This is a genomic window from Pseudomonas sp. GW821-FHT03E01, assembly GCF_059420765.1.
Genome location: NZ_JBWKUI010000008.1, coordinates 269870 through 284212 on the forward strand (window position 1 = coordinate 269870; position 14343 = coordinate 284212).

Annotated in this window: 14 protein-coding genes; 11 read left to right on the forward strand and 3 right to left on the reverse strand. The window is 58.6% G+C overall.

Translation table 11 applies throughout. From position 1 onward, the window contains the following. Nucleotides 1–135 precede the first annotated feature (135 nt). The 3 genes from eno (at nucleotide 136) to ispD (ending at nucleotide 2578) form a co-directional block, all read left to right on the forward strand. Nucleotides 136–1425 (forward strand): phosphopyruvate hydratase, encoded by a 1290-nt coding sequence (gene eno, locus AC07VO_RS15970; RefSeq protein WP_007940523.1) that lies wholly within the window; start codon nucleotides 136–138, stop codon nucleotides 1423–1425. A gap of 170 nt (nucleotides 1426–1595) precedes the next feature. Beyond that, nucleotides 1596–1874, forward strand: a complete 279-nt coding sequence (gene ftsB / locus AC07VO_RS15975; protein ID WP_007907178.1) for a cell division protein FtsB — start codon at nucleotides 1596–1598, stop codon at nucleotides 1872–1874. Then, nucleotides 1871–2578 (forward strand): 2-C-methyl-D-erythritol 4-phosphate cytidylyltransferase, encoded by a 708-nt coding sequence (ispD, locus tag AC07VO_RS15980; protein WP_086944761.1) that lies wholly within the window; start codon nucleotides 1871–1873, stop codon nucleotides 2576–2578. Before ftsB ends, ispD begins: the two co-directional genes overlap by 4 nt. A 35-nt stretch (nucleotides 2579–2613) precedes the next feature. Here the strand turns inward: ispD and AC07VO_RS15985 are convergent, their stop codons facing one another. Beyond that, nucleotides 2614–3510: a LysR substrate-binding domain-containing protein gene (locus AC07VO_RS15985; protein ID WP_018927003.1), complete on the reverse strand. Its 897-nt coding sequence runs from the start codon at nucleotides 3508–3510 to the stop codon at nucleotides 2614–2616. A 106-nt stretch (nucleotides 3511–3616) separates the two neighbouring features. On the opposite strand from AC07VO_RS15985, the gene AC07VO_RS15990 reads away from it, so the two are divergent. From AC07VO_RS15990 to rpoS, 8 genes are all read left to right on the forward strand, one after another. Next, on the forward strand, nucleotides 3617–4729 hold the full coding sequence (locus AC07VO_RS15990; RefSeq protein WP_018927002.1) for an S-(hydroxymethyl)glutathione dehydrogenase/class III alcohol dehydrogenase: 1113 nt from the start codon (nucleotides 3617–3619) through the stop codon (nucleotides 4727–4729). Between the two features lie 8 nt (nucleotides 4730–4737). Then, complete coding sequence (gene fghA, locus AC07VO_RS15995) at nucleotides 4738–5583, forward strand: S-formylglutathione hydrolase (RefSeq protein WP_064620040.1); 846 nt, start codon at nucleotides 4738–4740, stop codon at nucleotides 5581–5583. Between the two features lie 53 nt (nucleotides 5584–5636). After that, nucleotides 5637–6110 (forward strand): 2-C-methyl-D-erythritol 2,4-cyclodiphosphate synthase, encoded by a 474-nt coding sequence (gene ispF / locus AC07VO_RS16000; protein ID WP_018927000.1) that lies wholly within the window; start codon nucleotides 5637–5639, stop codon nucleotides 6108–6110. After that, nucleotides 6107–7165 carry a tRNA pseudouridine(13) synthase TruD gene (truD, locus tag AC07VO_RS16005; protein ID WP_018926999.1) on the forward strand — a complete coding sequence of 353 codons (1059 nt, stop codon included), beginning with the start codon at nucleotides 6107–6109 and terminating at the stop codon, nucleotides 7163–7165. Before ispF ends, truD begins: the two co-directional genes overlap by 4 nt. Beyond that, the gene (gene surE, locus AC07VO_RS16010; RefSeq protein ID WP_018926998.1) at nucleotides 7153–7902 is read left to right on the forward strand and encodes a 5'/3'-nucleotidase SurE; all 750 of its coding nucleotides are present in this window, start codon (nucleotides 7153–7155) and stop codon (nucleotides 7900–7902) included. The genes truD and surE overlap by 13 nt, the downstream gene beginning before the upstream one ends. 41 nt (nucleotides 7903–7943) lie before the next feature. Then, nucleotides 7944–8579: a protein-L-isoaspartate(D-aspartate) O-methyltransferase gene (locus AC07VO_RS16015; RefSeq protein ID WP_173861137.1), complete on the forward strand. Its 636-nt coding sequence runs from the start codon at nucleotides 7944–7946 to the stop codon at nucleotides 8577–8579. A 211-nt stretch (nucleotides 8580–8790) separates the two neighbouring features. Further along, entirely contained in the window at nucleotides 8791–9648 is an 858-nt protein-coding gene (locus tag AC07VO_RS16020; protein ID WP_026286488.1) for a peptidoglycan DD-metalloendopeptidase family protein, read from the forward strand. 107 nt (nucleotides 9649–9755) lie between these two features. After that, on the forward strand, nucleotides 9756–10763 hold the full coding sequence (gene rpoS, locus AC07VO_RS16025) for an RNA polymerase sigma factor RpoS (RefSeq protein ID WP_007940534.1): 1008 nt from the start codon (nucleotides 9756–9758) through the stop codon (nucleotides 10761–10763). Nucleotides 10764–11250: 487 nt separating this feature from the next. Here rpoS and fdxA read toward each other — a convergent pair whose 3' ends face one another. Both fdxA and mutS read right to left on the reverse strand, forming a co-directional pair. Then, the gene (gene fdxA / locus AC07VO_RS16030; protein WP_007940535.1) at nucleotides 11251–11574 is read right to left on the reverse strand and encodes a ferredoxin FdxA; all 324 of its coding nucleotides are present in this window, start codon (nucleotides 11572–11574) and stop codon (nucleotides 11251–11253) included. A 142-nt stretch (nucleotides 11575–11716) separates the two neighbouring features. Next, nucleotides 11717–14296, reverse strand: a complete 2580-nt coding sequence (gene mutS, locus AC07VO_RS16035; protein WP_026286487.1) for a DNA mismatch repair protein MutS — start codon at nucleotides 14294–14296, stop codon at nucleotides 11717–11719. Between the last annotated feature and the right edge of the window lie 47 nt (nucleotides 14297–14343).

Below are 14343 nucleotides of genomic sequence, written 5' to 3' on the forward strand. Positions count from 1 at the left end.
CCGCACAGTTTAAATGCTCAGGCCCTCGGGCTTGAGCCTTATCGTCCGCAAGCCTGCCCGCTGTCTGTCACTTGCCGACGATAAAAGATTTCCTTCAGCTGCGTCGTTTTCGTCAACTTTGGAGTGTTTACAACAATGGCAAAAATCGTCGACATCAAAGGTCGTGAAGTTCTCGACTCCCGTGGCAATCCCACTGTGGAAGCAGACGTGCTTCTCGATAACGGCATCATCGGCAGCGCATGCGCGCCATCCGGTGCTTCCACTGGCTCGCGTGAAGCGCTCGAGCTGCGTGATGGCGACAAGAGCCGTTATCTGGGTAAAGGCGTGCTCAAGGCCGTAGCCAACATCAACGGTCCGATCCGCGACCTGTTGCTGGGCAAAGACCCAAGCGACCAGAAAGCGCTGGATCACGCGATGATCAAGCTCGATGGCACTGAGAACAAAGCGACCCTGGGCGCCAACGCGATCCTCGCCGTTTCCCTGGCCGCGGCCAAGGCAGCAGCACAGGACCAGGACCTGCCGCTGTACGCTCACATTGCCAACCTGAACGGTACCCCGGGTGTTTACTCGATGCCGGTTCCGATGATGAACATCATCAACGGTGGCGAGCACGCCGATAACAACGTCGACATCCAGGAATTCATGGTTCAGCCGGTTGGCGCCAAGTCTTTCTCGGAAGGTCTGCGCATGGGCACCGAGATTTTCCATCACCTCAAAGCCGTTCTGAAGGCCCGTGGCCTGAGCACTGCCGTCGGTGATGAAGGTGGTTTTGCGCCGAACCTGGCTTCCAACGAAGACGCTTTGAAAGTGATCTCCGAAGCCGTGGCCAACGCCGGTTACAAGCTGGGCACCGACGTGACCCTGGCCCTGGACTGCGCGGCCAGCGAATTCTATGAAGATGGCAAGTACAACCTGTCCGGCGAAGGCCAGGTGTTCACTGCTGAAGGTTTCGCCGACTACCTGAAAGGTCTGACCGAGCGTTACCCGATCATCTCCATCGAAGACGGTCTGGACGAGTCCGACTGGGCTGGCTGGAAAATCCTCACCGACAAGATTGGCGAGAAGACTCAGCTGGTAGGCGACGACCTGTTCGTGACCAACACCAAGATCCTGAAAGAAGGCATCGACAAAAAGATCGCCAACTCGATCCTGATCAAGTTCAACCAGATCGGCACCCTGACCGAAACCCTGGAAGCCATCCAGATGGCCAAGGCCGCTGGTTACACCGCCGTGATCTCGCACCGCTCCGGCGAAACCGAAGATTCGACCATTGCCGACCTGGCCGTGGGCACCTCGGCTGGCCAGATCAAGACCGGTTCGCTGTGCCGTTCCGACCGCGTTTCCAAGTACAACCAACTGCTGCGTATCGAAGAGCAGTTGAATGGCAAAGCCAAGTACAACGGCCGCAGCGAATTCCGCGGCTGAGTGGTAAACGATAAAAAGACACCGGATTGTGTCGGAAAAATCGCGACAGCGACGGATTTGCCACTAATCTGATGCCTTAAGAGCACAAGCCTGGTTCTTCCAGGCTTCGTGCTATCAGAAGCTTCAAAGTTTGGCATGGCTGTCTTTTTTCACTGGATACCTGATATTCGATGCGCAGTCCCAATTGGTTGTTCCTCGTCTTGCTCTTGCTGCTGGCCGGCCTGCAGTATCGCCTGTGGGTGGGTAATGGCAGTCTGGCGCAAGTGGCCGAGCTGAAGCAGCAGATTGCGGATCAACACGCCGAGAACGAGGCGTTGCTGGAGCGCAATCGGGTGATGGACGCCGAAGTCAGTGAGTTGAAAAAGGGCATGGAGACCGTTGAAGAACGGGCTCGCCATGAGTTGGGCATGGTCAAGGATGGTGAAACCCTTTACCAGTTGGCCCAATGATTGAGTCGTTACCGGCCTTCTGGGCCGTGATTCCTGCCGCGGGCGTCGGTGCCCGTATGGCCGCGGACCGTCCCAAGCAATACTTGCAACTGGGCGGGCGCACTATTCTCGAACACAGCCTTGGCTGTTTCCTCGATCATCCTGCCCTGAAGGGGTTGGTGGTCAGTCTTGCCATCGACGATCCTTACTGGCCGAATCTGGCCTGTGCTGCCGATCCGCGTATTCAGCGGGTTGAAGGCGGCGCCGAGCGTTCCGGATCAGTGCTCAACGCCTTGCTGCATCTGCATGCCCAGGGCGCTGACGATGAGGATTGGGTGTTGGTTCACGATGCCGCGCGACCGAATCTGGCGCGCCATGATCTTGATAAATTGCTCAGTGAACTGGCTGACGACCCGGTGGGCGGCCTATTGGCGGTGCCTGCGCGCGACACCCTCAAACGGGTCGACAAGCACGGGCGTGTGCTGGAAACAGTGGATCGCAGTGTGATCTGGCAGGCTTATACACCGCAGATGTTTCGCCTTGGAGCATTGCATCGGGCGTTGGCGGACAGCCTGGTGGCGGATGCTGTCATCACCGATGAAGCCTCGGCGATGGAGTGGGCAGGTATGGCACCCCGTTTGATCGAAGGTCGATCCGACAACATCAAAGTCACTCGCCCCGAAGACCTTGAGTGGTTGCGCCAGCGCTGGGCGAACCGCCGTTAAAAGATCGCCGCCTATGCAGGCTGTGATCTTTTCTCTTAAACCCGATATTCCGGCCGTTCGGCCAACCCTTCCTTCAAATAATCCACTAACTTGCGTACTTTCGGTGACAGATGCCGCTGCTGTGGATAAAGCGCCCAAACCGCTGTGTTCGGCGGTTGGTGGGCTTCCAGCAGCGAGATCAATTCGCCGTTTTTCAGGTGCTCCAGCACGTAGTAATCCGGCAGCTGACACAATCCAACCCCTTGTAGCGCGGCATCCAGCACCGCCTGCCCACTGTTGCAGCGCCAGTTTCCCTGTACTCGCTGGGAAAATTCCCGCCCGTTCTGTTCCAGTTGCCAGATATCCGAGCTGCCGATGAGGCAGTTATGGCGACTCAGTTCCGACAAACTGTGTGGGCGACCATACCGTTCCAAGTAGGACGGCGAGGCGCACAGATACATGCGCCGTGGTGCCAAACGAGTCGCGACCAATCTTGAATCCTGCAGGCGGCCGAGGCGGATGGCCAGGTCCAGCCCTTCGTGCACCAGATCGAGCGGGCGGTTGCTCAGTTCGATGTCGACACGCAGTTGCGGATACAGCCCCATGAAACGAGTCACCAGCGGCACAATGAATCGTTCGCCGTAGGCCACGGCACAGGTCATGCGCAGCATGCCCTTGGGTTCGCTGGTCAGGTCGCCGACAGCGCGCAACGCTTCTTCGCGGCCGTCCTGCAACCGTTGGCAATGTTGCAGAAAGGTTTGCCCGGCTTCGGTCAGCGTGACCCGGCGGGTGCTGCGATAGAGCAAGCGGGTTTGCAGTCGCTCTTCCAGTCGTACGATTTGGCGACTGATGTGGGAGGAAGACACCCCAAGGCGTTCAGCCGCGGCGGTGAATTGGTTGCACTCTGCGACGGCGACGAACTCGTCGATGCCTTCCCAGCGGTTTTCGGACATCAGGATTATCCCTGCATGGCAATAATGTTTTGCTTTTGTCCCGATTATTCATCGTATGCCGCTGTATTACACTCCCTGTCTCGTTTTTATTCACTGGAGAGTCAGCATGATCAAGTCGCGCGCCGCCGTTGCCTTCGAGGCCAAGAAGCCCCTCGAGATCGTTGAAGTCGATGTCGCCATGCCCAAGGCGGGCGAAGTCCTGCTGCGCGTCGTCGCTTCCGGTGTCTGCCATACCGATGCCTACACCCTCTCGGGCGCGGACCCGGAAGGTATCTTTCCGTCGATCCTGGGCCACGAAGGTGGCGCGGTGGTCGAAGCGATCGGCGAGGGTGTGACCTCGGTTGCGGTGGGCGATCATGTGATCCCGCTGTACACCCCGGAATGTGGCAAGTGCAAATTCTGTCTGTCGGGCAAAACCAACCTCTGCCAGGCGATTCGTGCAACCCAGGGTAAAGGCCTGATGCCGGACGGCACTTCGCGCTTCTCCTACAAGGGCGAAACGATTTTCCACTACATGGGCACCTCGACGTTTTCCGAGTACACCGTGCTGCCGGAAATCTCTGTCGCCAAAATTCCTAAAGAAGCACCGCTGGAAAAAGTCTGCCTGCTGGGCTGTGGCGTCACCACCGGCATCGGTGCGGTGATCAACACTGCCAAGGTCAAACCGGGTGACACCGTTGCCATCTTCGGCCTGGGTGGCATCGGACTGTCTGCCGTGATCGGCGCGGTCAAAGCCAAGGCTGGCCGGATCATCGCCATTGACATCAACCCGGCCAAGTTCGAAATCGCCAGGCAATTGGGCGCCACGGACTGCGTGAATCCGAAAGACTTCGATCGTCCGATTCAGGAAGTGATCGTCGACATGACCGATGGCGGCGTCGACTTCTCGTTCGAATGCATCGGCAACGTGCAGTTGATGCGTGCCGCACTTGAGTGCTGCCACAAAGGTTGGGGCGAGTCGGTCATCATCGGTGTGGCCGGCGCAGGCCAGGAAATCTCCACCCGTCCATTCCAGTTGGTCACCGGTCGCGTCTGGCGCGGTTCGGCGTTCGGTGGCGTGCGTGGCCGTACCGAGTTGCCAAGCTATGTCGAAATGGCCCAGACCGGCGAGATCCCGCTGGATACCTTCATCACCCACACCATGGGCCTGGAAGATATCAACAAGGCGTTTGACTTGATGCATGAAGGCAAAAGCATCCGTAGCGTCATTCATTTCTGAGGTCGCTTATGAGCCTGGAAAATATCTCCTGCCAGAAAAGCTTCGGCGGCTGGCACAAGCGCTACCGGCACCGCTCCGACGTGCTCGGTTGCGACATGGTGTTTGCCGTGTACCTGCCGCCGCAAGCGGAGCAGGGCGGTAAACTACCAGTGTTGTACTGGTTGTCTGGCCTGACCTGTACCGACGAGAACTTCATGCAGAAGGCCGGTGCCATGCGCATGGCTGCCGAGCTGGGGCTGATTATCGTCGCACCGGACACCAGCCCACGCGGTCCCGAAGTGCCGGGCGATCCGGATGGTGCCTGGGACTTCGGTCTCGGTGCCGGTTTTTATCTGAATGCCACGCAGGAACCGTGGTCGCGGCACTATCGGATGCATGACTATGTCGTGCAGGAATTGCCGGCATTGGTTGAGGCGCATTTCCCGGCATCGGAAAAGCGTGGCATCAGCGGTCACTCCATGGGTGGTCACGGTGCGCTGGTCTGCGCCTTGCGCAATCCGGGGCGTTACCAGTCGGTGTCGGCGTTCTCGCCGATCAACAATCCGATCGATTGCCCATGGGGGCAGAAAGCCTTTTCCCGCTACTTGGGTGAAGACCGGTCGAAATGGCGCGAGTGGGATGCCTGTGCATTGATCGCCGAAGCCGACGAGAAACTGCCGCTGCTGGTGGATCAGGGTGATCGCGACGATTTCCTCGCCACCCAGCTCAAGCCAGAAGCCCTGCAACAGGCGGCGAAACTTGCCGGTCATCCGCTGACGTTGCGTTTGCAACCCGGCTACGACCACAGTTATTTCTTCATCGCCAGTTTCATCGACGATCACTTGCAGCATCACGCGCGCGCTCTAAGCGCCTAATGTCTGACAAAGCAGGTAGAATCACGCCCTGACAAAAATCGGGGCGTTTTTTTATGCGTATTGGCCACGGCTATGATGTGCACCGTTTCGGTGAAGGCGATTTCATCACGCTGGGCGGTGTGCGGATTGCACACAGCTTCGGGCTGCTTGCCCATTCCGACGGTGATGTCCTGCTGCACGCCTTGAGCGATGCGTTGCTCGGCGCTGCCGCGCTGGGTGATATCGGCAAGCATTTTCCGGACACCGATCCGCAATTCAAGGGCGCCGACAGCCGCGCGCTGTTGCGTCATGTCGTCGCACTGATCCACGCCAAGGGCTGGAAAGTCGGCAACGTCGATAACACCATCGTCGCCCAGGCCCCGAAAATGGCCCCGCATATCGAATCGATGCGCGCGCTGATTGCCGCGGATCTTCAAGTTGAGTTGGATCAAGTGAACGTGAAAGCTACCACCACCGAAAAGCTTGGCTTTGTCGGTCGCGAAGAAGGTATTGCCGTGCACTCCGTTGCCTTGTTGCTGCGCGCATGAACGAGGCGCAATTGCTCGGCCCACGGGCCTACGGTGACGCTCTCGGCAGCGCGGTGCTGAAAGCCACGGCGGAAGATTTCCAGGTTGATGAAGTCCTCGATATTCCCCTGAGCGGCGACGGCGAACACCTATGGATCTGGGTGGAAAAGCGCGGTCTGAATACCGAAGAAGCGGCACGGCGGATTGCCAAGGCTGCGGGCGTGCCATTGCGTACCGTCAGCTACGCGGGCCTCAAGGACCGTCAGGCGTTGACTCGCCAGTGGTTCAGCGTGCAACTGCCCGGCAAGGCTGATCCGGATCTGTCGGCAGCGGAAAACGACACGCTGAAGATTCTCAAGACCGGTCGGCACAGACGCAAGCTGCAACGCGGTGCCCATTCGGCCAACGGCTTCACGTTGCGCCTGACTCAATTCGCTGGCGACAAGGCCGCGATCGAAGAGCGTCTGCAACTGATCGCCAGGCAAGGTATTCCCAATTATTTCGGCGCCCAGCGTTTCGGGCATGACGGCGGCAACGTCGTCGACGCCCGTGCCTGGGCTGCGCGCAAAGCCCTGCCGGAACAACGCAATGTGCGTTCGCGCCTGCTCTCCACTGCGCGTAGCTTTCTGTTTAATCAGGTGCTGGCGGCACGCGTCGCCGATGGTACCTGGCAGCGTGCTCAGGTCGGCGATCTGCTGGCGTTCACTGACAGCCGCAGTTTCTTCCCGGCAGGTGAAGCCGAGTGCAGTGACCCGCGTCTGGCGATTCTCGACTTGCACCCGACCGGTCCGCAGTGGGGCGAAGGTGACTCGCCGGCGTCGGGGGCTGTCCATGAACTGGAGCAGGCAATCGCCGCGCGCGAAGCGGATCTGCGCGATTGGTTGATTAACGCCGGTATGAGCCACGAACGTCGCATCCTGCGGCTGCCCATTGGCGGGTTGACGTGGCATTATCCCGAGCCTGACATTCTGCAACTGGAATTCGTCCTCCCGGCCGGATGCTTCGCCACCGTATTGGTGCGTGAACTCGTCGATCTGGTGCCGGTGGGGCAGACGGACAGCCCATGCGTATTCTGATTTCTAACGACGATGGGGTAACCGCACCCGGTCTCGCCGCGCTTTATGCTGCGCTGGCGGATTACACCGAATGCGTGGTTATCGCCCCGGACCAGGACAAAAGCGGCGCCAGCAGCTCGCTGACGCTCGACCGTCCGTTGCACCCGCATACCTTGGCCAATGGCTTTATCAGCCTCAACGGTACGCCTACCGATTGCGTGCACCTGGGCCTTAACGGCTTGCTGGAGTTTGAACCGGACATGGTGGTTTCCGGTATTAACCTGGGTGCGAACCTGGGGGACGACGTGCTGTATTCCGGTACTGTGGCGGCGGCCCTTGAGGGACGTTTCCTGGAGCGTCCTTCGTTTGCCTTTTCGTTTGTCTCACGGCAAGTGGAGAACCTTCCCACGGCGGCCTATTTTGCGCGCAAACTGGTAGAGGCCCACGCGGACCTCGATCTGCCACCGCGCACGGTACTGAACGTGAACATTCCCAACTTGCCGCTGGAGCATATCCGCGGTATCCAGCTGACCCGCCTGGGCCATCGCGCCCGCGCCGCTGCGCCGATAAAAGTGGTCGATCCGCGTGGTAAATCCGGTTACTGGATCGCTGCGGCGGGTGACGCCGAAGATGGCGGCCCGGGCACTGATTTCCATGCGGTGATGCAAGGCTATGTTTCAATCACGCCACTGCAACTGGATCGCACCTTTAATGATGCCTTCAGAAGTCTCGATGGCTGGCTGGAGGGGCTGCGCTAATGGCTCGTGAACAAGACGATATTCTGCACCGCGGCATCGGGATGACCTCCCAGCGGACCCGTGAGCGTCTGATTCAGCGCCTCTATGAAGAAGGGGTGTCCAACGCCAAGGTGCTGGAAGTCATCCGCCGCACACCGCGTCACCTGTTCGTCGATGAGGCGCTGGCCCACCGCGCTTATGAAGATACGGCGCTACCGATTGGCCATAACCAGACCATCTCCCAGCCTTATATGGTGGCGCGCATGAGCGAGCTGCTGCTGGAAGCCGGCCCGTTGGACAAGGTGCTGGAAATCGGTACTGGTTCGGGTTACCAGACAGCGGTGCTGTCGCAACTGGTCGAGCGGGTTTTTTCCGTCGAGCGCATCAAGGTTCTGCAAGATCGAGCCAAGGAGCGCCTGGTGGAGCTGAACCTGCGCAATGTGGTATTTCGCTGGGGCGATGGCTGGGAAGGCTGGCCGGCGCTGGCGCCGTACAACGGTATCATTGTGACCGCCGTGGCCACCGACGTGCCTCAGGCGCTGCTCGATCAATTGGCACCGGGCGGGCGATTGGTGATTCCGGTCGGTTCTGGTGAAGTTCAACAATTGATGCTGATCATCCGTGAAGAACAGGGCTTTTCCAGGCGTGTTCTGGGGGCAGTGCGCTTTGTGCCACTACTCAACGGGCCGCTGGCCTGAGCATTTGTTTCAACGTGCTGAATTCTCTTCGATTGCCCGGGTCTTACAGCGGCATCGATGGGTTAAACAGAATTCATCATCAGGCAGCAAACGTGTGCGTGAAGCGAATCCGCTTCATTAAAGGTAAAGCCTGTTCGGCCCGTTATACTTGCGACATTTCGTGCCGAAACACGGCAATTCATATTTTCAGCCACCACAAAGGGAGCGGCGGGTGAGTCTCACAGTCGTTGCGCAGCGAATGGGTATAACGAGCTTTCAGCGTCTGGTGACTGGTCTTGTCTTGAGTACCTTGCTGGTCGGTTGCTCCAGCACCAAATCGAGTAGCGCGGGAGTTGTCGATCGCAACAACGCGGTCGCCCAGCGTCCGGCCGTAACCACCGGCCAGTACATTGTTCGACCCAAGGACACGTTGTTTTCCATCGCCTTTCGCTACGGCTGGGACTACAAAGCCCTCGCGGCAAGGAACAACATTCCTACGCCTTACACGATCCATCCGGGTCAGACGATTCGCTTCGACGGTCGCAATGATTCAACGCCGGCAGCGGTGGTGAGTTCGTCCAGTTCCTCGCCTTCGTCGTCGAGCAAAACCACGGTAATTCGGCGTCAGGCAAATGGCACAACGACCAGTACAACGGTGCTCGCACCGTCCGTCGCCAGCAAACCGGCACCCGCTCCACTGCCTCCTGCCGGTCCGGCCCCGACGGGCTGGGGGTGGCCTTCTAATGGCATTCTGATTGGAAAATTCTCTTCAAACGGTAGTTTGAATAAAGGAATTGATATCGCCGGAGATTTGGGACAGCCTGTTTTAGCTGCGTCTGATGGGACGGTGGTATACGCCGGGAGTGGCTTAAGGGGCTACGGCGAATTAGTCATCATCAAACACAGCGATACCTACGTCAGTGCCTACGGTCACAACCGCAGGCTGTTGGTTCGGGAGGGGCAGCAGGTCAAAGTCGGACAGACAATTGCCGAAATGGGGTCAACGGGTACAGACCGGGTGAAACTGCATTTTGAGATTCGCCGACAAGGTAAACCTGTAGATCCGCTGCAGTTCCTGCCACGTCGTTGATTTGTTAGCCAAGCCTGTTCCGTCACGTAGAGGGAACAGGCTCCAGCGTTGCCAGGGATCAAGGCGCCGCTTGAGCTTGAGGTCGAACTCACCAAAGGACTATAACAATGGCTCTCAGTAAAGAAGTGCCGGAGTTTGACATCGACGATGAGGTTCTCCTTATGGAGACCGGCATCGCAATGGATTCGATGTCGAATGATGAAGGGGATGCACCACCTTCCGTTCGTGCCAAATCCAGACACTCCGCTTCGTTAAAGCAACACAAGTACATCGACTACACCCGGGCACTCGATGCCACGCAGCTGTACCTCAATGAAATCGGCTTTTCCCCATTGCTCTCCCCGGAAGAAGAAGTTCATTTTGCACGCCTGTCGCAAAGTGGTGATCCGGCCGGACGCAAGCGCATGATTGAAAGCAACCTGCGGCTGGTGGTGAAAATCGCCCGGCGTTACGTCAATCGTGGGCTGTCGCTGCTGGACCTGATCGAAGAGGGTAACCTCGGCCTGATCCGGGCAGTGGAAAAGTTCGATCCAGAACGCGGCTTCCGCTTTTCGACCTACGCCACCTGGTGGATTCGTCAGACCATCGAACGCGCGATCATGAATCAGACCCGGACCATCCGGCTACCTATTCATGTGGTCAAAGAGCTCAACGTGTACTTGCGGGCTGCACGGGAGCTGACTCAAAAGCTCGACCATGAACCCTCACCCGAAGAAATTGCCAACCTGCTGGAGAAACCGGTAGGCGAGGTCAAGCGCATGCTTGGCCTGAACGAGCGGGTTTCTTCGGTCGACGTCTCGCTGGGTCCGGATTCGGATAAAACCCTGCTGGACACCCTGACCGACGACCGCCCGACCGATCCATGTGAACTGTTGCAGGATGACGACCTGTCGCAGAGCATCGATCAATGGCTTTCGGAGCTGACCGACAAGCAACGCGAGGTGGTCGTACGCCGCTTCGGCTTGCGAGGTCACGAGAGCAGTACGCTTGAAGATGTCGGCCTGGAAATCGGCCTTACCCGGGAGCGGGTCAGGCAAATCCAGGTTGAAGGCCTCAAGCGTCTTCGGGAGATTCTCGAGAAAAACGGCCTGTCGAGTGAGTCGCTGTTCCAATAAGCCATTCGCTCAACCGTCAACCAAAAGCCCCGACTGGTTCGGGGCTTTTTGTTGTCGGCAAGATGAGAGAGGCGCGTTGGTATTGGCGCCACCTCAGGTTTGTAGTCTCGTGGTGTAAGTCTTTGCTTACTCTTTCGTAAGTGTTCATTATTTTTACACCCTGGTAGTTGTCTATTCGAAGGATGCTGTATTTATAAGTTATTGATTTATATGATTATTTTATTGAGTTAACAGCATATTACAGATGATTTCAGTCATGGAGGCCGATTGCTCTTGGTGGGGAATCCTCTAGTATTTGAACTGTGTCGACGGATAGACACGCCCTTCAAGGAAGAGGGGAACGGACATCGCAGGATGCGATTCATCAGGACGATGAAAAGGAACACATGGAATAGGGAAAAAATGTGGGCGGGTCAAACCGCCCCTTTTTTTGCCTGCAGAAAAGCAAAAAGGCCCGCAAGGGGCCTTTTCGGGAACGCGAGGGAAATCAGCGTTCGAGGTGTTCGATCTTGCCTGGCTTGCCATCCCATTCAGCGGAATCGGGCAATGGATCTTTCCGTTCAGTGATGTTTGGCCATACCTCGGCCAATTCCATGTTCAGCTGAATGAAGTTTTCCATGCCGGCGGGAACTTCATCTTCAGAGAAGATGGCCACGGCAGGGCATTCTGGTTCGCACAGTGCGCAGTCGATGCACTCATCCGGGTGAATCACCAGGAAGTTCGGGCCTTCGTAAAAGCAGTCCACCGGACAGACTTCTACGCAGTCGGTGTACTTGCACTTGATGCAGTTGTCGGTGACGACGAAGGTCATTTCTAATTTTCTCCTCAGGCGGCGGCAGCGGAGCCCCTTCAGGACGGGGTCGCCAGGTTCGGGAGCGATAGTCTGCAGGCCAGGCTATGAGCCTGCAGCATCCCAAACCGCGCGAGATTCTAACAGCTTGCAGGCAAGTGCGTTAGATCCGTGTCTTTAATGTATAGAGCATTTCCAAAGCCCTGCGTGGTGTCAGGTCATCCAGATCAAGTTTGGCCAGTTCATCCAGCACCGGATGCGGCAGGCTGGCGAACATGTCGCTCTGTTGCGGCGCAACGGATTTGCCTTTGGCCGGCGTCGGCACTTCATGGGGCAGCGCCGTGGATTCCAGCCGGCTCAAGTGTTCACGGGCACGCACGATCACTTCGCTCGGCACCCCGGCCAACTGTGCAACCGCCAGGCCATAGCTCTGGCTGGCAGGCCCAGGCAGCACGTGGTGCAGGAACACGATGCGTTCGTTGTGCTCGGTGGCATTGAGGTGCACGTTGGCTACTAGCGGCTGGGCTTCCGGCAGCACCGTCAGCTCGAAATAGTGAGTGGCGAACAGTGTATAGGCCCGCAGTTGTGCCAGACGCTCGGCCGCGGCCCACGCCAGGGACAGGCCGTCGAAGGTGCTGGTACCGCGACCGACTTCGTCCATCAGCACCAGGCTGCGCTCGGTGGCGTTGTGCAGGATGTTCGCGGTTTCGCTCATTTCGACCATGAAGGTCGAACGCCCGCCCGCCAGGTCGTCGCTGGAACCGATCCGGGTGAAGATCCGGTCGACCAGGGACAATTCGCAACTGGCCGCCGGCACGAAGCTACCGATGTGCGCCAGCAGCACGATCAACGCGGTCTGGCGCATGTAGGTGGATTTACCGCCCATGTTCGGACCGGTGATCACCAGCATGCGGGTGCTGTCATCGAGGCTCAGGTCGTTGGCCACGAATGGTGTGGTGAGTACTTGCTCGACCACCGGGTGACGACCCTGGCTGATGCGCATGCATGGCTCGCTGACGAAGCGCGGGCAGTTCAGGTCCAGATTCAGTGCACGCTCGGCGAGGTTGCTCAGTACGTCCAGTTCGGCCAGTGCGGCGGCTGTGTCTTGCAGGGGCGGCAACTGGGCGATCAGGTCTTCGAGCAGTGCTTCGTAGAGCATCTTCTCGCGCGCCAGGGCGCGGCTCTTGGCTGACAGCGCCTTGTCTTCGAACGCTTTCAGTTCCGGGGTGATGAAGCGCTCGGCACCCTTGAGGGTCTGGCGACGGATATAGTCTGCCGGTGCCGATTCGGCCTGCTTGCTCGGCAACTCAATGAAGTAACCGTGAATGCGGTTGTAACCCACTTTCAGGTTGGCCAGGCCGGTGCGGGCCTTCTCCCGGGCTTCCAGATCGATCAGGAACTGCCCGGCGTTTTCGCTGAGCGATTGCAGCTCGTCGAGTTCGCTGTCGTAACCGGTTTTCAACACGCCGCCGTCACGGATCACCGCTGGCGGGTTGTCGATGATGGCTTTTTCCAGCAGCGCCGCGAGTTCTGGATAGGTGCTGGTGGTCGTCGCCAATTGCATGATGTGCGGAGCTTCAAGCTCGGCCATCGCCACCTGCAACTCTGGCAGTGCGCCGAGGGCATCGCGCAGACGCGCCAAGTCACGAGGGCGGGCATTACGCAGGCCGATCCGCGCCAGAATCCGCTCGATGTCACCGATTTCCTTGAGCTGCGGCTGCAGTTTCTCGAAACGATAACGGTCCAGCAGGCAGGTGATCGACGTCTGGCGTGCCAGTAGTACCGTCAAATCCCGCAGCGGACGGTTCAGCCAGCGGGTCAGCAAACGGCTGCCCATGGCGGTCTGGCAGCGGTCGACCACCGATTGCAACGTGTTGTCGCGACCACCGGCCAGGTTGGTATCCAGTTCCAGGTTGCGCCGGCTGGCGCCGTCCAGCACCACGGTGTCGTCCAGGCGTTCATGACGCAGGCTGCGCAAGTGAGGCAGGGCAGTGCGCTGGGTTTCCTTGGCGTAACTGAGCAGGCAGCCAGCAGCGCCGATGGCCAGGGTCAGGTTCTCGCAGCCGAAACCTTTCAGGTCCTGGGTGGAGAACTGCTGGCAAAGACTTTTCAACGCCGAGTCGCGCTCGAAATCCCACGGCGCACGGCGACGAACCCCACGGCGTTTTTCCGCCGGCAAATCCTTCGGCCAGTCATCCGGGATCATCAGCTCAACCGGGTTGACCCGCTCCAGTTCCGCCAGCAGGTTTTCCCAGCCCTTGATCTCCAGCACCGTGAAGTTGCCGCTGGTGATGTCCAGCACCGCCAGACCGAACAGACGCTCGTCCCCCAGCACCGCTGCGATCAGGTTGTCCCGACGCTCATCCAGCAGCGCTTCATCGCTGACCGTGCCGGGCGTGATGATCCGCACCACCTGACGATCCACCGGCCCTTTGCTGGTGGCCGGGTCGCCGACCTGCTCGCAGATCACCACCGATTCGCCAAGCTTCACCAGTTTCGCCAGGTAACCTTCCGCAGCGTGGTAAGGAATCCCACACATCGGAATCGCCTGACCCGCCGATTGCCCACGAGCCGTCAGGGTGATGTCCAGCAGCTTGGCGGCCTTCTTCGCGTCTTCATAGAAGATCTCGTAGAAGTCGCCCATGCGATAGAACATCAGCTGGTCGGGGTGCTGGTTCTTCAGGCGCCAGTATTGCTGCATCATTGGCGTGTGGGAGGACAGATCGGAGACGGCTTTATTCATCGGATATAGGCAAATTCGTTGAAAGGTGTGGGGCAAAGGAGGGGCAT